The 19,152-nt window shown below is 34.4% G+C and carries 15 protein-coding genes, 11 tRNA genes, 1 rRNA gene and 1 riboswitch; of the genes, 3 read left to right on the top strand and 24 right to left on the bottom strand.

The features are described 5' to 3' along the window. Positions 1 to 15 precede the first annotated feature (15 nt). The gene (locus tag BN3326_RS17665) at positions 16 to 507 is read right to left on the bottom strand and encodes a MogA/MoaB family molybdenum cofactor biosynthesis protein (protein ID WP_070000576.1); all 492 of its coding nucleotides are present in this window, start codon (positions 505 to 507) and stop codon (positions 16 to 18) included. Positions 508 to 610: 103 nt separating this feature from the next. Next, positions 611 to 725, bottom strand: a riboswitch (molybdenum cofactor riboswitch). Positions 726 to 893: 168 nt separating this feature from the next. Between BN3326_RS17665 and BN3326_RS17660 the strand changes: the two genes are divergently transcribed. Then, complete coding sequence (locus BN3326_RS17660; protein WP_070000575.1) at positions 894 to 1,736, top strand: AraC family transcriptional regulator; 843 nt, start codon at positions 894 to 896, stop codon at positions 1,734 to 1,736. 23 nt (positions 1,737 to 1,759) lie between these two features. After that, complete coding sequence (locus BN3326_RS17655) at positions 1,760 to 2,173, top strand: DUF2721 domain-containing protein (RefSeq protein WP_242876029.1); 414 nt, start codon at positions 1,760 to 1,762, stop codon at positions 2,171 to 2,173. A gap of 41 nt (positions 2,174 to 2,214) precedes the next feature. Here the strand turns inward: BN3326_RS17655 and BN3326_RS21280 are convergent, their stop codons facing one another. The 16 genes from BN3326_RS21280 to BN3326_RS17580 form a co-directional block, all read right to left on the bottom strand. Further along, positions 2,215 to 2,364 carry a YfgJ family double zinc ribbon protein gene (locus tag BN3326_RS21280; RefSeq protein ID WP_074463624.1) on the bottom strand — a complete coding sequence of 50 codons (150 nt, stop codon included), beginning with the start codon at positions 2,362 to 2,364 and terminating at the stop codon, positions 2,215 to 2,217. Between the two features lie 9 nt (positions 2,365 to 2,373). Further along, complete coding sequence (locus tag BN3326_RS17650) at positions 2,374 to 4,350, bottom strand: fructose-bisphosphatase class III (protein ID WP_070000574.1); 1,977 nt, start codon at positions 4,348 to 4,350, stop codon at positions 2,374 to 2,376. Positions 4,351 to 4,408: 58 nt separating this feature from the next. Further along, on the bottom strand, positions 4,409 to 4,882 hold the full coding sequence (gene ispF, locus BN3326_RS17645) for a 2-C-methyl-D-erythritol 2,4-cyclodiphosphate synthase (RefSeq protein ID WP_070000573.1): 474 nt from the start codon (positions 4,880 to 4,882) through the stop codon (positions 4,409 to 4,411). 341 nt (positions 4,883 to 5,223) lie between these two features. After that, the gene (gene xylB, locus BN3326_RS17640; RefSeq protein ID WP_070000572.1) at positions 5,224 to 6,744 is read right to left on the bottom strand and encodes a xylulokinase; all 1,521 of its coding nucleotides are present in this window, start codon (positions 6,742 to 6,744) and stop codon (positions 5,224 to 5,226) included. 18 nt (positions 6,745 to 6,762) lie between these two features. Continuing rightward, positions 6,763 to 7,800 carry an NAD(P)-dependent alcohol dehydrogenase gene (locus BN3326_RS17635; protein ID WP_070000571.1) on the bottom strand — a complete coding sequence of 346 codons (1,038 nt, stop codon included), beginning with the start codon at positions 7,798 to 7,800 and terminating at the stop codon, positions 6,763 to 6,765. 58 nt (positions 7,801 to 7,858) lie between these two features. Continuing rightward, a complete protein-coding gene (locus tag BN3326_RS17630; RefSeq protein ID WP_330389765.1) occupies positions 7,859 to 8,893 on the bottom strand; it encodes a sugar ABC transporter substrate-binding protein in 1,035 nt (344 codons plus the stop codon). Positions 8,894 to 8,962: 69 nt separating this feature from the next. Next, the gene (locus BN3326_RS17625; RefSeq protein ID WP_070000570.1) at positions 8,963 to 9,976 is read right to left on the bottom strand and encodes an ABC transporter permease; all 1,014 of its coding nucleotides are present in this window, start codon (positions 9,974 to 9,976) and stop codon (positions 8,963 to 8,965) included. Between the two features lie 7 nt (positions 9,977 to 9,983). Further along, complete coding sequence (locus BN3326_RS17620) at positions 9,984 to 11,477, bottom strand: sugar ABC transporter ATP-binding protein (RefSeq protein ID WP_070000569.1); 1,494 nt, start codon at positions 11,475 to 11,477, stop codon at positions 9,984 to 9,986. 279 nt (positions 11,478 to 11,756) lie between these two features. Further along, the gene (locus tag BN3326_RS17615) at positions 11,757 to 13,394 is read right to left on the bottom strand and encodes a response regulator transcription factor (RefSeq protein WP_070000568.1); all 1,638 of its coding nucleotides are present in this window, start codon (positions 13,392 to 13,394) and stop codon (positions 11,757 to 11,759) included. A 33-nt stretch (positions 13,395 to 13,427) separates the two neighbouring features. Continuing rightward, a complete protein-coding gene (locus BN3326_RS17610) occupies positions 13,428 to 15,173 on the bottom strand; it encodes a sensor histidine kinase (RefSeq protein ID WP_070000567.1) in 1,746 nt (581 codons plus the stop codon). Between the two features lie 17 nt (positions 15,174 to 15,190). Then, positions 15,191 to 16,708, bottom strand: coding sequence for an ABC transporter substrate-binding protein (locus BN3326_RS17605; protein ID WP_070000566.1), 1,518 nt, complete (start codon positions 16,706 to 16,708; stop codon positions 15,191 to 15,193). A gap of 235 nt (positions 16,709 to 16,943) precedes the next feature. Beyond that, positions 16,944 to 17,017 (bottom strand) — tRNA-Met (locus BN3326_RS17600). Between the two features lie 8 nt (positions 17,018 to 17,025). Further along, positions 17,026 to 17,098 (bottom strand) — tRNA-Val (locus tag BN3326_RS17595). 66 nt (positions 17,099 to 17,164) lie between these two features. Then, positions 17,165 to 17,238, bottom strand: a tRNA-Asp gene (locus tag BN3326_RS17590). Between the two features lie 17 nt (positions 17,239 to 17,255). Continuing rightward, positions 17,256 to 17,328, bottom strand: a tRNA-Trp gene (locus BN3326_RS17585). A gap of 63 nt (positions 17,329 to 17,391) precedes the next feature. Further along, positions 17,392 to 17,463, bottom strand: a tRNA-Asn gene (locus BN3326_RS17580). A gap of 151 nt (positions 17,464 to 17,614) precedes the next feature. Here BN3326_RS17580 and BN3326_RS17575 point away from each other — a divergent pair. Continuing rightward, on the top strand, positions 17,615 to 18,043 hold the full coding sequence (locus tag BN3326_RS17575; RefSeq protein ID WP_070000565.1) for a hypothetical protein: 429 nt from the start codon (positions 17,615 to 17,617) through the stop codon (positions 18,041 to 18,043). 93 nt (positions 18,044 to 18,136) lie between these two features. Here BN3326_RS17575 and BN3326_RS17570 read toward each other — a convergent pair. The 7 genes from BN3326_RS17570 to BN3326_RS17540 all read right to left on the bottom strand — a co-directional run. Further along, positions 18,137 to 18,210 (bottom strand) — tRNA-Met (locus tag BN3326_RS17570). A gap of 8 nt (positions 18,211 to 18,218) precedes the next feature. Next, positions 18,219 to 18,291, bottom strand: a tRNA-Val gene (locus BN3326_RS17565). Between the two features lie 66 nt (positions 18,292 to 18,357). After that, positions 18,358 to 18,431, bottom strand: a tRNA-Asp gene (locus BN3326_RS17560). A 17-nt stretch (positions 18,432 to 18,448) separates the two neighbouring features. Beyond that, a tRNA-Trp gene (locus BN3326_RS17555) sits at positions 18,449 to 18,521 on the bottom strand. A 91-nt stretch (positions 18,522 to 18,612) separates the two neighbouring features. After that, positions 18,613 to 18,684 (bottom strand) — tRNA-Asn (locus BN3326_RS17550). A 39-nt stretch (positions 18,685 to 18,723) separates the two neighbouring features. After that, positions 18,724 to 18,795: transfer RNA gene (locus BN3326_RS17545), tRNA-Asn, on the bottom strand. Positions 18,796 to 19,029: 234 nt separating this feature from the next. After that, a 23S ribosomal RNA gene (locus BN3326_RS17540) occupies positions 19,030 to 19,152 on the bottom strand; the annotation flags it as partial.

Raw genomic sequence — 19,152 nt, 5'->3', positions numbered from 1 at the left:
TCTTTATTTCAGAACTTATTTTTGACCACACTCAGACGTATCTCCAATCAATATTTGTATACCATGATGCAAAGTATCAACAATAAAACCTAAAGATTCTTTAACCGCTTTAGGACTTCCGGGTAAATTAATAATGAGCGTTTTGCCTCTAATACCTGAAACACCTCTTGATAACATAGCTTTAGGTGTAATTTGGAGACTATTGTATCTTATGGCTTCTGAGATCCCCGGCGCTTGTCTCCTAATAACTTTTAAAGTTGCTTCTGGCGTAACATCTCTTTGACTAAATCCTGTCCCCCCAGTTGTCAAAATTAAATTAAGTTGCAGCTTATCTGCCATATCAATCATTTCCTGCGCTAACAGCTCTTCATCATCTGGCAGTATAACGAGTTTTTCTACCAGGTACCCTTTCTCCTCCATAACCTTCTGTATTAACTTGCCGCTTAAATCTTCTCGCTCTCCTTTTGAACCTTTATCACTGGCTGTAATAATTCCAACTGAATACATATAACGCCTCCATTTTATTTTTAATATAGATTTCACATATTTAAATAATTAAGATTTTAAAAATATTATAATTAAACAAAAAAATCTGCCACAAAGGACAGAACGAATAATGCGTCTTTATCCTTTCCAACAAGGGAGGCTGCGCAGTTTCCCGCGGAACCCTGACTTACCATCATAGACTTTTCCTTAGATAAATAAGTTCGGATAACATTAATTTAATTATACTAAATTCTAAGACTTAAAACTAACTCAAAATTTAAAATAATACGCCTAAATATAATATATTGTTTGTTAAAAACGCTACAACGTTGATATAGTACAAATCCTATGATAGTATATAATTACTATATCACCAAATTAGCCTTTTAAAGAAAGGATGTTTCATTATGATTCAAAACTTCGATCGGCATTTTGAAAAACATCATAACTATGAAACAGAGTATCTCAAGGTACTCTACTATGACCTGTCAAAAGACTATAAGGAAATGTATAGATCTTATCAGTATAATAGATTATGCACTATTGTAAGCGGTACCAAACATGTTAAGATTAATAATGGTGAAGAGTTTGATTATAACCAATCTGAGTTTATTCTTCTGCCGCCGGACTCCAGTGTTGAACTTGAAATTAAAGAAGATACTATCGCGATTGTTTATGAAATGAGTGACAAACTTATTGAAGATACTAAAAGTCGTATTCAGCTTCAATTTCAGGATGATTTTATGATGCCTAAAAATACCATTATTAAAGAATCCTTTAGTGAAAAAATTAAAGCCCCTATTGAAAGAATTAATAACTATTGTATGGGCAACGATCCTAATAAGACGTTTCTTGTAGATCTATGTTCGCAAGAACTGATTTATAATCTTATGAAAGATTATTATATCTCATTAAATCCTTCAAGTAATCATTTAGATCCTGTGAATTATACTATAAAATTTCTCAAAGAAAATATTTATCAAAATATAACGATCAAGGAAATTGCAGAACATCTTAATATGTCTACTTCAAATCTTATAGCTTGCTTTAAAAAAAGAATGAATATGACCCCCAAAGAATATCAAAATCTTCTTAAGTTGAAAACTTCAAAAGAAGCCCTTAAATATAAAAATGTTACCGAAGTCTGCTATGATCTCGGATTTGAAAATGTTTCTTACTTTATAAAACTTTTTAAAAATTACTATGGTGAAACCCCCAAACAGTTTGCTATGCGTATCAATGAATTCTAAGCAAATGAAAAGGAGCTGATTATATGGAACTGTCTTTAACAACCCCTGCATTACTTTTTCCTGCAATATCCCTTTTGATGCTGGCATATACTAATAGATTTATTGTACTAGCGCAGTTAGTACGGGATCTCTATACTAAATATAAACAAGAGCCTGATATCGTTTTAAAAGAACAGATAAGAAATTTAAGAATAAGATTGAAAATTATTAGAAATATGCAGATATTCGGTGCTCTAAGCTTTTTCTTTTGTGTAATGAGTATGTTCCTCATTTATGCTAATTATTTGTTTTTTGCTAATATTGTTTTTGGCCTAAGCCTTTTGTTACTGCTTATCTCATTAGGCTTTTTGGTGATGGAAGTTCAAATATCTATTAATGCATTAAATATACAGCTCGAAGATTTTGAAATGGATATAGATCATGAAAATAAGCAATAAAAAAGTGTAGCTAGGTAATCTAAGCTACGCTTTTTTATTGCTTATTCTTTACCTTCTAAATCTTTTTCTTCTAAAGCAGCCTTACTTGAAATCAGTTTCTTGCACTTATTACAAAAATAGCTGCTTGCACCACATGCTTCTATAACTTCTACTTCTTCTTTACAGGTCGGACAGTAATACTTTTTTTCCATCGTTTACTCCTATATTTCTTTTTCTTTTAATAATCCAAGACGATAGTATTCAACTAGTGTAAGAAGTGCCTGTATCTGGCTCATGATATCTTTTCCGATATCCGTATCTTTTACTCTTTTTCTACTATAAACAACTTCTATAACATTCATTGTAGTAACAATGTCCTTCTCCGAAGTAATAGCTTTTTGTATCCCTTCAAAAGGCTGATGAGAAGCTAACTGCAGCCCATAAGAATTATAAATAAGTGTATAACCAGCTATTCCTGTGACCTTCTGATAAGCTTTTGTAAACCCACCGTCAATAACAATGATTTTACCATTAGCCTTAATAGGCGTCTCTCCGAGTTTAACCTGAACAGGTACATGTCCATTAATAATATGGGACTGTTCATGGGTAATTTCAAATTCTTTAAGAATTTTTTTGGCAAGCTCTACTGTCTCTAGTTGACTATAGTAAGGATTTCTATGTTCTATACTGCAAGCTTTATCTTGAATAAAATATTTTTCAAAGGTAGCCATCTTGCTTTTTCCAAATAAAGGGGAATATCTGCCGCACCATAGATACCACATCATATCTTGACCTTTTTGGCGTGTAACAGGATCATTATGATTAAAATAACCATCTCTTACAATTTCTTCGAGTTTATCAAGATAACTCTTACCATAATAGGCTCTGCCTTCTAGATTAATCGTTTGAAAATTCCCGTCTTCGCTCATTAATAGACAGCCATGATAAAGAAGATTATTATTATACACCTTATACATACTGCCTTTTGAAAACATAAATTTGATATGTTCTTGTAATTTAGCACTATGTATAAATGAGTATACAAGCCTGTCTACTACTTGTTCTTCTTCTTTTGTAAGTTTATACGGATCTTTTGGATCTACTGTTATAAAATCTACATCTTCTAACTCGTATGTTTTTCCTTCTAGTGTAATGCTCTTACTTTGAATATCTATTTGATGAAGCAAATCTCGTTCTTTCATTGTAGGATCAAAACAGCGCTGGTTTAGGGTGTGCTCAAGCTTAAACTGAATAATTGTTATAGCTTTATGCATAAGTGCAATGAGTTCTGTATCATCTTTTTTAATATCTATTTCCTCATCTACTTTAGGAATAAAAAGGCTACAGTCTGTGCTTTTATAACAATTCATAGCAAAAGTCGCCAGTGGCAGTAAGTTAATGCCATATCCCTCTTCTAATGTCTGTAAATTTGAGTAGCTGCAAGCTATTCTTATCACATTGGCAATACATGCTGCACTCCCTGCTGCTGCGCCCATCCATAAAATATCATGATTTCCCCACTGAATATCGATTGAATGATATTTTTGCATAATATCCATAACAATATCGGCTCTTGGTCCCCGATCAAAGATATCACCAAGCACGTGCAGCCTATCTACTGCTAGGCGCTGAATAAGATAACAAAAAGCACACATAAATTCATTCGCTTTATTGAGGCTCACTATTCTTTCTATAATCTCGTTATAGTACTGTTCTTTGTTATGGGCATCAATCTGCTCACTTAGAAGTTCTTCCATGACATAAGCAAACTCTGTAGGAAGTGCCTTTCTTACTTTAGAACGGGTGTATTTAGATGAGATAACTTTACATAGTTTAATAATTCTAAAAAGGTTAATACGATACCAATCATTCATATCTTCTTCTTTTTTGATAACTTGTTCTAACTTCTTCTCCGGATAATAAATGAGCATCGCTAGGCTTCTTCTGTCTCTTTCTGAAAGCTCACTCATAAACAAGGCATCTATTTTAGGTTTTAGTACACCAGAGGCATTTCTTAATACATGAGAAAACGCTTCATATTCCCCATGAATATCCGACACGAAGTGTTCTGTAGCCTTTGGAAGGTTAAGTATGGCCTGCAAGTTAATAATTTCAGTAATTGCTGTGTCTGATGTTGGATATTGTTTAGATAAAAACTTGAGTAATTGTATATTAATGGATTCATGAGCTTTAACCATTTTATACCCCCTTTAGCTATTTCTTATTTTATAAAACTAATCTTCTAATTAGTGTATACTACCATTGTATTAGAGTAATGGCTTGACTAGAAATCCCAAGTTTTTCCCCGGTAAAACCTAAACCTTCCTCTGTAGTTGCTTTAATATTAATCTGATTAAGCTGTAACTGTAGCGCATTTGCTATATTTTCGCGCATCTTCTCAATATGAGGGGCCATTTTAGGCTGCTGTGCAATAATAGTAGCATCAATATTATGAATAACACCCTGTTTCTCTTTTAGAAGACCTCCTACGTATTTAAGTAGTTTAATACTTGATATGTTTTTATATTTAGAATCCGTATCTGGAAAATGTTTGCCTATATCGCCTTCTGCTATAGCACCAAGCAGCGCGTCCATAATGGCATGGACAACTACATCTGCATCTGAATGTCCTAAAAGTCCTTTTTCATAGGGAATCTCTACCCCACCTAAAATAAGTTTTCTACCTTCTACCAGTTTATGAACATCATATCCCATACCTATTCTTAACATCTATTTATCTGCTCCTTTAATGACACTTTATCTACTAGTGCTTAGCTTAGATACTTGTCCACTCATTAGCTGTATCTATAACCTCTGCTTTTTCTTAATATTATCATACTTTTTTCCTAAAATCTATTCCCCGCATCTTAAAGAACTTTGTATGTAAGCTTAGTATCTTATTATATAGATTGCACATTTTAAAGTTTAGCTTATTCACAATGTTATTTAATGTGAAATCACTCTGAGAAACACTATTAAAAATAAAAAAAACAGATTATATATTATAGCAAGCTTGCTTGCAAAATATAACCTGTTTTTTATTTTTAATAGTGGGAGTAAGTAAATAGGTGTTATTGTTCAAAAAGCTCAAAACTATCCTTTAAATCAATATATAACTTTTGATATAGTTTATGGTACTTACTATATGTTTGTACATTCATTTCAATAGGATTTTGCTCCGCTTCTACATTTATAGCTATTTCACATGCCTCATTAATATTTTTATAAATTCCGGCCCCTACACCAGCCAGCAGTGCTACACCCAGTGCTCCGCCTTCTGATGATTTGTTTGTACAAATAGTACTATTAAACATATCTGCTTGAATTTGTCTCCAGAGCTTACTTTTTCCGCCTCCGCCAGAAGCCATAACTTGATTTGGAGTAATGCCCATCCCTTTAATAATGTCCATACAGTCAGCAAGTGAATATGACACACCTTCAAGTACAGCTCTTAACATATCATTTTTTGTATGTGATGCAGTGATGCCAAAGAATACCCCTTTAGCTTTAGGATTTAAATGGGGTGATCGTTCTCCCATTAAATAAGGTAAGTAGATAATTCCCCTTGATCCAGCTGGCGAACACTCTGCTTGTTTAGTCATCAGTACATAAGGGTCAATATTCATAAACTTTGCTACACCCATTTCGCCTATGCAGAAGTTGTCTCTAAACCACTTTAAAGACAACCCAGCCCCTTGTGTAACACCCATAACATGCCAAGCGCCTGGCACAGCGTGGCAAAAAGTATGTACTCTTCCAGCACTATCTATCATTGGTCTGTCTAGATGTGCAAATACTACGCCTGATGTCCCTATCATTGTAGATACAAGTCCTTCTTTTATTATACCGTTTCCGATGCCGCCTGCAGCCTGATCTCCTGCTCCGCCTACTACAGGGGTATCAATCATCAACCCTGTTGCTTGGGCAGCTTTTTTATTTACTTTACCAGTTACCACTACAGACTCATAGACATCTGCTAAATATTCTCTTGGAATTTCAAGCTTCTCTAAAACCTCTGATGACCATTTTCTCTCGCTGATATCTAACAGCTGCATCCCCGATGCATCAGATACTTCTGTTGCAAATTCTCCCGTTAACATATATCTGATGTAATCTTTTGGCAGTAAAATCTTTCTGCACTTTTCGTAGTTGTCTGGCTCATTATTTCTTACCCATAATATTTTTGAAGCTGTAAAACCTGTCAGTGCTGGATTCGCAGTAATCTGCATTAATCTCTCAGCTCCGACTCTCTGTGTAATCTCAGTACATTCTTTTTCCGTACGCTGATCACACCAAATAATAGATTTTCGAATGACATTCCCTTCTTTATCTAGCATAACAAGCCCATGCATTTGTCCTGAGAGCCCTATACCTTTAATATCCTGCGGCATAATGTTTTTTTTATAAATAACTTCCTTAATCGTCTCACATACAGCGTGCCACCAGTCTAAAGGATCTTGTTCTGCCCATCCTATTTGTGGTTGATACAAGGGGTACTCTTTAGTTGAAGAAGCAACTGCATTTCCCGCATTGTCAAATAAAACTGTTTTTGTACCGGATGTGCCTATGTCAATTCCAAGTAAATATGCCATGCTTTAGACCTCCTGTATTTATAACTTGATAACAGCTTTAACCACATCATTTTTATTTTGAATCACATCATCAAAAGCTTTTTTAGCATCTGAAAAATCAAATTCATGAGTGACTATACCTTTTACATCAATCTTACCATCTGCAATGGCACCAATCGCTGCGGGATAAATATTACGGTAACGGAACACCGATTTAATTTCTGCTTCTTTTGCCATAATCTGCATGAAGTCAAACTCAATAATATCTTTAGGTGCTAAACCAACAAGAACGATGGCACCTCCTCTTTTTACTAAATAAGCACTTTCTTTAATGGTGACTTCGGCACCAGCTGTTTCAATAACAACATCAGCACCTTGCCCATTTGTGAGCTCCGCCAGTTTTTCTCTTAAATTTTCATTTTTAGGATTAATTACAGCTGTTGCACCTAGCTTTTTAGCAACTTCAAGTCTTTTATCGATAATATCAGTTACGATAATATTTGTAGCCCCATAGGCTTTGCATGCAAGCAGGGTCACTATACCTATGCACCCAGCCCCTAATACAACCACTGTGTCTCCTACTTTAACATTTCCCTGAGCTGCAGCGTGCATACCCACTGCCAATGGTTCTACAAGTGCCCCTTCTAATGTACTTACATTCTCAGGCAATTTGAAAGCCATATTTTCTGGATAGGCAATATAGTTCATAAGTGATCCATGATAAGGTGGTGTTGCTAAAAACTCTACATCTGGACACAAATTATATTTACCACTTTTGCAAAATTCACATTGTCCGCAAGTAATACCTGGTTCAAGAGCGACTCTATCCCCTACTTTTAATGTGGTGACTTCTTCTCCTATTTGCACAACTTCTCCAGCACATTCGTGTCCTAGTATAAAATCACCATTAACTACGAAGTCGCCAATTCTGCCATGCTCATAATAATGAACATCTGAACCACATATCCCAACATACTCGAGTTTAATTAAAACTTCTTTTGCTTTTGGAACAGGGATATTAATATCCCTGGTTTCCATATTATAAGTACCTGTCATATATACAGCTTGATTACGCATTATTTAGGTCTCCTTTGCTTTTAGTAAACTATGTTTTTTATTACTTATAATTATCTTATTAATTAAGGTTACCTGCTTTTTTGTGAAGCTCGATATATTCTTGTGCATTTTCTTTTGTAATAAGCGGACAATCTACAAGAATTGTTTCACGATCTCCTGTTCCTGTCATAAGTTTATAAGTTAATTTTACCGCTTCTTCTGCAAGCGTATAGGCACTTTGAAGTGTAGTAGATGTCATTTCGCCAGCTGCAATCGCAAGACAAGCTTCTGCAGTACCATCAACACCATAAGATAAAATATCATTCATACCAGCGGCTTTTGCTGCCTCAAGCGCACCTACTGCCATATTATCATTCATAGAAACAATCGCATCTATTTCTCCATAAGTTTGAATCCAGTCTTCCATAAAACGCATTGCTTCATCTTTATTCCAGTTTGCAATTTGTTCGTCTAAAATTTTAACATCTGGGCGTTTGTCAAAAAATGCTTTCTGCCAGCCTATTCTTCTCATATCCGAATGCATGTTTCCCGCTGGTCCCATAAGTACAACAACTTTACCATTTTGTGGGATCTGAGCTAATGCCAGTTCTGCATTTTTTGCCGCTTGTTCAACTGGATCAGCATCTATTGCGCCTGCTCTGTCATTATCATTAATACGATTATTAACAGTTACAAGCTGAACACCTGCATTCATAGCTTCCATAGCAGGAGCTACTTGTGCTTCTGAATCATATGGTTGTAAGAGAATAGCATCATATTGGTTAGTTACTGCATTTTCTATATGACTTGCAATAACTTCATTCTTACTTTCTCCATCAAATATATCTACAGTAACATCTTTATAATTTGCTGCAACTTCGTCTTTTACAGCATTCGCTAGCCACGCTGCAAAAGAGTCACTTTGTGCTCTTGCAATATAAGCAATTCTGTATGTTTTTTGAGCTTCTTCTGCTGGTTTTGCATCATTTGACGCAGCTGCCTTTGGTGCTTCAGTTGTACCGCTAGTTTCAGATGTAGCAGCACATCCTACAGAAAGTGATAACGCAAGCATTGAACTCATCATAACAGCCATTAATTTTTTCATACTCTTCATAAAAAATTCCCCCTTAGTTTTGTTTTAAAATTTATATAGAATTTATATAAATTCGCATTATAAAGTACCTCACGTCTTACGCTTACCATCCTTATCCATTACTTTTTCATTGATATTGCCTTGTTTTTTCTTGTCTCTTTTGGTTTTAGAACGAATATCATAAACTACTGCCAGTGCAATGATAATCCCTTTTACAATCTGCTGCATATAAGATTGAACGCCTAGAAGGTTCATAATATTATTTACAAATCCCATAATAAATGCCCCCGCTAAAGTTCCCATGGCTGTACCAATACCACCTGAAAAACTAGTACCTCCTATGATCGCTGAAGTCATCGCTTCAAACTCAGCACCAATACCTCCATTAGGCAGTCCGGCGTTAACCCTTGACATAAAGAGTACCCCAGCAATACCTACAAATAAACCATTGATAAGATAAGCTATCATTTTTGTTCTATTATTATTAACCCCGGAAGCACGCGCTGCTTCTTCACTGCCTCCTACTGCATATAAATGTCTTCCAAATCTTGTGTGATTTAATATGTACCACGTCATAGCTGTCGTTCCAATCATAAAAATAACCGGTATTGGAATAATTCCTATTGAATTCTGACCAAGTGCCTTATACTCACCTATTTGGTAAATGTTTTGACCATTGGTATATAGAAGTGCTGCTCCTCTTGCTGCTGTCTGCATAGCGAGTGTCGCAATAAACGGCGGTGTCTTAAATTTTGTAACCAGCATCCCATTAATGGCATTACAGAATATCCCGACACTGATCCCCACTAACATAGCAATTTGCATTGATCCTGTAAGTTTGTATGCTGCAACTGACAGCACCCCCGATAGTGCAAGTACTGATCCTGCTGATAAATCAATAAGTCCACATATAATAAGCAGTGTTTCTCCAAATGCTATGATCGTTGTAATAGAAATCTGCCTGGAGATATTCGTAATGTTTTTTGTGGATAAAAATACCGGGCTTATTACTGAACATACTATAAACATGGCAACTAAAATAATATAAATGCTGTACTTACTCGTTGCTTTAGACCACCACTTATTTAATTCTTTACTATTCATCCTCTCATCACCCCTTTGTAGCTAACTTCATAATGTTTTCTTGAGTAAACTCTCTCATTTCAAGTTCACCCGTTATCTTCCCGCCTGCCATCACATAAATACGATCACACATACCTATAAGCTCAGGCAGTTCTGATGAAATCATAATAATGCTTCTTTCTTCTTTTACAAGTTCGCTCATCAGTTTATATATTTCATATTTCGCCCCTACGTCTATACCTCTTGTAGGTTCATCCAGTATAAGAATTTCCGGATCACAAAGCATCCATCTGGCTAACATTACTTTTTGCTGATTACCGCCGCTTAATGAATCAATAGATGTTTCTAGCGATGGCGTCTTAACATTCATGCGTTTACAGATCTCGGAAACTGTGGTGTTCTCATCCTTAGTATGTAATCTTCCCTTATAAATAAATTTCTCAAGTTTTGATAAGGCAACATTTTCTCTGACTCCCCGAACGCCGATAATACCATAACGTTTTCTATCTTCTGATAACATAACCATACCGTGATTAATACTGTCTATTACTTTGTTAATTTTTACTTCTTTCCCTTTAATAATGACCTGTCCGCTTTCAAAATAATCAAGTCCAAAAATTGCTCTTGCAACCTCACTTCTTCCAGCTCCCATCAGTCCTGCAAATCCAACTATTTCGCCTTTTTTAATATTAAAGCTTACATCACTGAATATCGGGCTATTTGTTAGATGCTTAACTTCTAATATTGTCTCACCAATAGGTATGGCTTCTTTGGGATAGATATTACTCATTTCTCGGCCTACCATAAGCGCAATAACTTTATCAATGGTAAGCTCATGCGTTGGCTTTGTATCTATCATAATCCCATCTCTTAAAACTGTTATTTCATCTGCTATTCTAAATATCTCTTCCATCTTATGAGAAATATAAATAATACTTACACCCTTTGCTTTTAGTTCAGCAATTTTGCCAAATAATATTTCAACCTCATTACGTGTAATGGCAGATGTCGGCTCATCCATAATAATAATGTCTGATCCATAAGAGACTGCTTTAAGTATTTCTAACATTTGAATATCTGAAATAGTTAAATCTTTTAACTGAGTCGTAGGTTTATAATTAAGTTTTTCTTGCTGCAGCAGTCTAAGTGTTTCGTTTCTTATTTTTTTCCAATCTATCTTGCCAAACTTATTAGTTGGTTCATTTCCTAAGAACATACTTTGTTCTATGGTAATCTCTGGTATGTAATTAAGCTCTTGGAAAATCATAGAGATACCATTTTTCCTTGCTTCTATAGGGTTATTTACCTTTACCTCCTTACCGTCTATGAGCATTTGTCCTTGATCAGGCTGATAAATACCGTTAATAATTTTCATTAAAGTAGACTTGCCTGCACCATTTTCACCACAAAGCACATGAACTGTACCTTTCTTGACCGAAAAGTTAACATTACCAAGCGCTTTTACCCCTGGAAATGATTTTTCTATATTCTTAAGTTCAAGTTTGGGTATTGCCAAATCCATACGCTCCCTCCCTTCTATGTAATAAAGCTATTAGACTTACAACTTCTGAATTCATTCTATCTTTTTATATAAAATTAAGTAATGTATTTTGTTTCTATTGTTTTGTACTTTATTTCTCTCTTAGTACGCCTTAATAATTATTTGTAATATGTTACAATTTATTTTAAAAATATTACTATATCTAAGCATTTTTCTCACCAGAATGCCTTTTCAATAAATTCTAATATACAAAAAGCACTAACGCTTCTTTCGCATTAGTGCTTTTTGTAGTGTATTTTTCTATTTTTGATGTTCTATTGATTCTTTATACTGAGTAACAGTCATTCCCGTAGCCTTTTTGAAAGCCTTTGAAAAATATTGTTGATCTGAAAATCCAACTTTTTCGAAGATCTCTTTTATCTTATACTCTCTTTGCACAATCATTTGTTTGGCTTTTTCAATCCTAATATCATTAATATAGGCTGAAATATTAATGCCTGTTTCTTTTTTAAATAAATATGAAACATAGTGTTTAGACAAATTAATATAGTTTGCTATATCTTCTAAGGATATCTTATTATAATAATGCGCATCTATATATTCCATAGCCCTTTTCATAACATATTTAGAATTACTTACACGGTATTCTTTTATACTTCTTACCGCATCAGTAATAAATAAGTCCAGCAATGACGCAAGTTCCTTCATTTTATTTAAGTTAATAATAAGATTATAGTAGTAATGATAGTCTTTAATATAGTTTGTCTCTCTAAAACACTGACCATACTTTTCAAATAAAGTATTTACAAGATTAGAATAAAATAGTTTAACCTCCAATGAATTTAAATGATATTTTCCAAATAACTGTGCCAACTCTTCTAAGTGCTCTTTACACTTTTCAATGTTTTCTTCATCAATGTATTTAATAATAAGTTTTTTAAAATCTGTATCTAAATTAAATATGCTGCTATTTGGCATATTTCTTTTATTATCCTCTATCTGAGCTTCTTGCACCTTAGTAAAAAGCAGTTTCGGCCCACTTGTATAAAAAAATTCCTCTTCTTTTATTTTACAAGCTACCACCACTTCCCCTAAATATGTGAGATTATTAAATATGGCACTGTATACACCGCTTAAAGTTATATTAAAATACTGCATAACTTTTTCTTGAACATAAATAATAGTCTGCTCTACATTGTTTTGATGCAAATTCTCTCTTGCTAAAAGAAATTGAAATCTTTCGCCCTCTCTATTGGCCAGTATATTCATTTTTTCATTTTGACATATATCATAGATTAGATTAATAATAGCATCATTCATGCTGTCATTATTTTGCTGCAATGCTTCATTTTTCTTCTTTTCATCTTCTCTTATAAGTGTTACAAAAGAAAAGTGGCAGCTATGGGTAGGAAACTGGATTTTTAAATATTCATTTTGCAGTGCTATTTCATTAAGTTTGTTTTTATTTACCAAATCTTCCAAAAGCTTCGCTTTTAATACAACAGCATTACTTTCAAACTGCTCTTTTAAGACTCTAAGCTCCTTATCTTTATCCGGGATTAACTTTAGCTGTGCTTTAAACTTACTCATAGAATCAATCAGCTCTTCATCTTCAATTTCTGATTTAAGAATATAGTCATCTGCTCCTAATTTCAGTGCTTCTCTTACATATTCAAATTCATCATAACAGGTTAAGATGAGGATCTTTACCTGTTTATTGGTTTCACGTATTTTTTTAATAAGCCACATACCGTCTTTATGAGGCATTTTTATATCTGTAATAATCACATCTGGTTTATGAAGCTTATACTGCTCATATCCCTTCTCGCCATTTGAGGCTTCTCCCACTATTGAAAAACCTATGGATTCCCAATTAATGGTTGATTTTAAGCCTACTCTCACTAATACTTCATCATCTATAATTAATACTTTATACACTGACCTTCCCCCTATTCGATTGACGCCTGTAAGTTATTCCTTATGAATCGGCAGTCTGATTAATACCCGTGTCCCTTCATCAACTTTCGATTGAATCTCTATGCCATATTCATCGCCATAGTGCAGTTTGATACGTTGATTAATATTATTAAGGCCCACTGTACTAAACTTATCTATGCCTTGCCTATGGGTAAGTATATTATCTAAAACATCTTTGCAGATACCTGGTCCATTATCCTCTACACTGATATGAAGCACATTTTCTTCTTCGTAGGCCCTTATAATAATGCTCAGTGTCTCTAAGCTATCTTCATCTGTACCATAAATGAGTGAGTTTTCCACAATAGGCTGTAAAATCAACTTCGGAACAAGACACTTAAAGCACGATTCTTCTATCATATATTCGATATTAAACTTTTCACTAAATCTTAGACGCTGAATCACTAAGTAATTTTGTACATAGCTAATCTCATCATTTAGCAATATCTTCTCTTTACCTATACTGATACTTACCCGAAGCAGTTTAGTTAAAGCATTGACAGCATTACTGATACTGGTGCTGCCTTGTATTTTAGCCATCCACTTAATAGTATTAAGCGTATTGTATAAGAAGTGAGGATTAATTTGTGCTCTTAACACTTCAATCTCCATTTCTTTCTTCTGACGTTCTTCTTCTATGTTTTTATTCATCATCAGATTCATATTATCAATCATATTGTTAAAACTCTTACTCAGCTGTCCTATTTCATCCTTACTCGTTATTTCTGCATGGATGTCAAGATTCCCCTTCTCTACCTTTTTCATAAGTTTCATAAGTCTCTCTATGGGGCTTGTGATCATAGCAGCTAAAAAAAGGCCTAGAGTTATTGTTGTTATAAAGTACAGGATCCCTAATATAATAATATAGCCTTGAATTTGCATAATCTCTTTATACAAGTACGCTGTAGGTATAGCCTTAACAAGTTTCCAGTCAGATACATCACAAGTAGAATAGATAGCTACTTTCTCCACGCCATCTTCCTGATAAGAGATATAGCCTTGTTTCTCATTGGAAGTTAAAATACTTTGCATATATAATTTATGCTTAATATTAAGACCTATCATTTCCTTGTTTGGATGACTTATTACATCTCCTAAGTTAGAGCAAATAAATACTTCACTGCCTTCCTCTGCCATTAAACTTTTATAGGATTTTTCTAATATTGATTCATTGATGTCTATTTTAAGGACACCTAATGACTCTAGTGTATTAAGATCAACAATTGTTCTTCCTAAAGAAAAGAAGTACTTTGTAAATTGACTGGATAAGATTTGAGTTCTTTCTATGCTTGTATTAACCCACACACATTCTCCCTTTGTCGTCTCAAGCATATCAAATACTTCTGGATCTTTATCCAACTTAATAGCGCCTACAGAATAGAGCTTATCATCCACTAATAAAGATATCGCTTCTATATCCTGTCTCGACGTAAATAATCCTCTGATAATATTTAAAAATTCTACTTGACTTACATTGCTTGAGTTGTTAAGTGCCTCATTTATTTCATTATTAATAAATACTATATTAGAAAATTCTCTAAGATCTTTTAAAATAAAATCTATATTTTCTGCACCTTCATAAACAGACTGTACCGCTGAATCACTATATTTTTTAGTGATGATTTCTTTAACTTTATAATAATAACTTGTATAAAGAAAGGTAATAGGAATAAGAATACATACTAATATAATAATAACTATTTTAAAACGAAAACTATTAACTAATTTTACTTTGTCCATGATATCTACTCTGTCTTTCATGTTAAATTATTGATTCTAGTATAAATTTTTTGAGCTGTAAGCTCCGGTTCTAAATCATACCGCATCATATTATAGACCTCATCTATTATTATTCTTTCTATATGATAGAAATTTTCTACCTTAGGCCTATAGTATACATTTTCTTTTTTCCACGCTTCTAATACAACGTGAGATTGTTTGATTGCAGTTTTACTTATTCCTTTGCTACTAGTATAGACATTGGGTATCCCTATATTTTCTTCGCTGGAAATTGATTTTCTAGGCGGTAGGCTGCCACCGCCAGATTCTTCCAGAATAAGGGATTGAACTTGGGGCGATGTCGCCCATACAATAAATAGCCATGCCGCTTCTTTTTCTACATCAGTCGCATAGTTATTAATGCCAATACCTGAACCTCCATAAATATTTGCACTTCTAGCGCTGCCATAGGGCAGGATACTATAACCTACATTACCCGCAACTTTAGAAATTGCTGCATTCTCTATAGCAGAAATATTTTCATCCCAATTAAGCATCATAGCTACCTCTCCATTTTTAAAAGCCTCTGCCGTATCATACCAATTCCAATCTCGACTTTCAGGAGATGATACACTGTTAATCTTTTTATAGGTCTTTAATGCTTCTATAAATGCTTTGCTGTTAATGACTATATTATTAGGCTTGTGGGTACCAATTGTACTAATATTTTCATCTTCAAAATAATCTCCCCCGTAAGATGCGAGGATAGTGGAAAAGAGACAATAAAGTGAATTATGTTTTTGTCCCATATACCCGCTTCCATATTTCACTTCACTTTTAGGCACATTATTAGAAATCCATTCTGAGACCTGTACAAAGCGTTCCCAAGTAAATTCAGGCGTTCCTGGTGTCCAATCAAACCCATTCTCTTTCATAAATTGATCTCTATATTTATTAAAGATATCTTTTCTATAGAAAAAAATCATTGTTGTTGTATCAAAGGGTATACTGCAAAGTCTATTTTGATTGATAAAGTATGATTCTATCATAACTTGCTCTTCAAAAAAGTCATCTAATCCACCTTGAATATTTGGTAATAGAGAACTATTATTGTATTTATTAAGATTACATAGGTCGTTACTAAATCTATTTAATGTTTGATAAGGATCTACATAAATGAGTGTAAATTTTCCAGTCTTAGATATAAAGTCAAGATTAATTTTTTGTATCATGCTGTCAAAATCAAGTGCAACAATATTAATATTAATGCCGGTTAAATCAGTAAAGCTTGCTGCATGCTTCGTGAGTATATCAGCATTGATATTGTTTTCTACAATAAAATTTAAAGTTGTCCCGCTATATTTTTTCCAATCAAAACTCTCCGGAACCTCTATATTATAAAAGTTATCTGTTTTAGAGCTTGTCTTAGTTTTATTCACCACTTTTTCATGAGCAATTGTATCTTTCCATAAATCAAATAATATATTATAAACAAATAGACTTATTACTCCTAATACAGCTACTATCGCTAAAAATTTTATGTACTTTTTAACCATAATCGTCTTCCTCCTCGGACTAAATGTATGTACTTATTTACATTTTAGCACTTAATACTTTCTATTATACTCACATATGTTTTATATTTTCAATTGCTAATTATAATATTTTAGTTAATTAATACTAATTTATAAAATATTCTTCTGTTTTAATTAACTCATATACATAGTTTTTGCGTAAGCAAAAGTATCGTACAAAAAAAAACAGATGCATAGCGCATCTGCTTTTTTGTAATAGCGGAAAAGGGATTTGAACCCCCGACACCACGGGTATGAACCGTGTGCTCTAGCCAACTGAGCTATTCCGCCATATTAAATGGTCGCTATAGGGCTCGAACCTATGACCCTCTGCTTGTAAGGCAGATGCTCTCCCAGCTGAGCTAAGCGACCATGCATTAAAATTATTACAGCTAACCGCTTGGCCTATTATACCATAAACCAAACAGTCAAGCTAAACGACCCAGAAGGGACTCGAACCCTCGACCTCCGCCGTGACAGGGCGGCGTGCTAACCAACTGTACCACTGGGCCTTGTAAAAAACTTAAAACAGGGGCAGTAGGACTTGAACCCACGACATCCGGTTTTGGAGACCGACGTTCTACCAACTGAACTATACCCCTATAGTTATTACCTAATGATCCTTCTAAGTATATAGAATATGTCATTGTTTACTTTTCAGGAAACTCCCCGAGTAGGGTTCGAACCTACGACCCTTCGGTTAACAGCCGAATGCTCTGCCGCTGAGCTATCGAGGAATGCATGAGTAGTATATCAAATGTAATGACTCATGTCAAGATATTTTTTATTATTATTGTTACCTTTTAGACTCTTGTCCATTTTTTTAGTCTATAAATTATTTTAAGTAATATATATAGATATATACATTACTTAAGGAGGTCGTTAAATATGTCTTATCAAGTAATCATGCTAAGATCCGATGCCACAGGCAATTTAGTGATTGAAAAAGAATATAGAACTCAAATACCTATGAAAGTTATCGCCTACTTAGCGCTTATCGAAAAGCGAGACTGGATACTTTTTAGAGACTCACCTCATAATATGTTTGGTGAATTTATTTATCACAATCTTTCTTACTATAGTGAACTAGCACCGTATATTTCTAGAAATAATTGTCAGTTCGAATTTGTTTATGAATATATTACTGACTCATCTGAACTCCTACATACAATCTACTATCATAATGATATAGAAATCAGCAGAGAGGAATATTTGCTCTATACTTACCGCAAATATTATGTTGAACGCTGGATTATGGTAGACTTAGCATCAAATAAGGCGCTTGTATTTTTTGAATGTGAATACATTCCCTCTTAAAAGCTATTTTTCTCATTTACCCCTAGTCTATCTGCCTATTAGCTTTAACATAAAGAACCAGATGCATTTTGCATCTGGTTCTTTATGTTAAAGTAGCGGAAAAGGGATTTGAACCCCCGACACCACGGGTATGAACCGTGTGCTCTAGCCAACTGAGCTATTCCGCCATATTAAATGGTCGCTATAGGGCTCGAACCTATGACCCTCTGCTTGTAAGGCAGATGCTCTCCCAGCTGAGCTAAGCGACCATGCATTAAAATTATTACAGCTAACCGCTTGGCCTATTATACCATAAACCAAACAGTCAAGCTAAACGACCCAGAAGGGACTCGAACCCTCGACCTCCGCCGTGACAGGGCGGCGTGCTAACCAACTGTACCACTGGGCCTTGTAAAAAACTTAAAACAGGGGCAGTAGGACTTGAACCCACGACATCCGGTTTTGGAGACCGACGTTCTACCAACTGAACTATACCCCTATATTAAAACTGAAAACACAGATTCACTTATTATGTAGTCTATATTAAACTTATATATTAAGGTTTCTATGTGCAATTCCTTTTCAGGAAACTCCCCGAGTAGGGTTCGAACCTACGACCCTTCGGTTAACAGCCGAATGCTCTGCCGCTGAGCTATCGAGGAATGTATATGATTTGTATAAATTACTTCCTTTTAGGGAAACTCCCCGAGTAGGGTTCGAACCTACGACCCTTCGGTTAACAGCCGAATGCTCTGCCGCTGAGCTATCAAGGAATATGAATACTCTATAAATAGCGTTTTTTGCTATTAAACAACGTTTTGTGTTGTTTGTACTCACAAAACTAAACATAATCAAACTATTTTTACTATTTAACCGTTATCACTTAATAATACATTAATAATCAAGTATCAAACATAATAATAAGCTAACAGTAATCAACTGATTACTTTTTAGTACCTCATTTATTATATCCTCTTTACTTTTTATTATTCATTATTTTTTATTTTTAGGTCAAACCCTCGAACCGTTAGTATTGGTCACCTACATGTATTACTACACTTACAGCTCCAACCTATCAACCTCATAGTCTCTAAGGGGTCTTACTCCATTTCTGGATGGGAAGTCTTATC

The sequence above is a fragment of the Cellulosilyticum sp. I15G10I2 genome, from assembly GCF_900095725.1.
In the GTDB taxonomy this organism is placed as follows: Bacteria; Bacillota; Clostridia; order Lachnospirales; family Cellulosilyticaceae; genus FMMP01.
Note: the sequence above shows the minus strand (reverse complement) of the source record. Positions and strands in the feature narration are given on the sequence as shown.

What these genes read in the sequence shown, in the direction of transcription:
- BN3326_RS17665 (WP_070000576.1), bottom strand. Translation starts at nt 507, where the DNA reads ATGTATTCAGTTGGAATTATTACAGCCAGTGATAAAGGTTCAAAAGGA.
- BN3326_RS17660 (WP_070000575.1), top strand. Translation starts at nt 894, where the DNA reads ATGATTCAAAACTTCGATCGGCATTTTGAAAAACATCATAACTATGAA.
- BN3326_RS17655 (WP_242876029.1), top strand. Translation starts at nt 1,760, where the DNA reads ATGGAACTGTCTTTAACAACCCCTGCATTACTTTTTCCTGCAATATCC.
- BN3326_RS21280 (WP_074463624.1), bottom strand. Translation starts at nt 2,364, where the DNA reads ATGGAAAAAAAGTATTACTGTCCGACCTGTAAAGAAGAAGTAGAAGTT.
- BN3326_RS17650 (WP_070000574.1), bottom strand. Translation starts at nt 4,350, where the DNA reads ATGGTTAAAGCTCATGAATCCATTAATATACAATTACTCAAGTTTTTA.
- ispF (WP_070000573.1), bottom strand. Translation starts at nt 4,882, where the DNA reads ATGTTAAGAATAGGTATGGGATATGATGTTCATAAACTGGTAGAAGGT.
- xylB (WP_070000572.1), bottom strand. Translation starts at nt 6,744, where the DNA reads ATGGCATATTTACTTGGAATTGACATAGGCACATCCGGTACAAAAACA.
- BN3326_RS17635 (WP_070000571.1), bottom strand. Translation starts at nt 7,800, where the DNA reads ATGCGTAATCAAGCTGTATATATGACAGGTACTTATAATATGGAAACC.
- BN3326_RS17630 (WP_330389765.1), bottom strand. Translation starts at nt 8,893, where the DNA reads ATGAAGAGTATGAAAAAATTAATGGCTGTTATGATGAGTTCAATGCTT.
- BN3326_RS17625 (WP_070000570.1), bottom strand. Translation starts at nt 9,976, where the DNA reads ATGAATAGTAAAGAATTAAATAAGTGGTGGTCTAAAGCAACGAGTAAG.
- BN3326_RS17620 (WP_070000569.1), bottom strand. Translation starts at nt 11,477, where the DNA reads ATGGATTTGGCAATACCCAAACTTGAACTTAAGAATATAGAAAAATCA.
- BN3326_RS17610 (WP_070000567.1), bottom strand. Translation starts at nt 15,173, where the DNA reads ATGGACAAAGTAAAATTAGTTAATAGTTTTCGTTTTAAAATAGTTATT.
- BN3326_RS17605 (WP_070000566.1), bottom strand. Translation starts at nt 16,708, where the DNA reads ATGGTTAAAAAGTACATAAAATTTTTAGCGATAGTAGCTGTATTAGGA.
- BN3326_RS17575 (WP_070000565.1), top strand. Translation starts at nt 17,615, where the DNA reads ATGTCTTATCAAGTAATCATGCTAAGATCCGATGCCACAGGCAATTTA.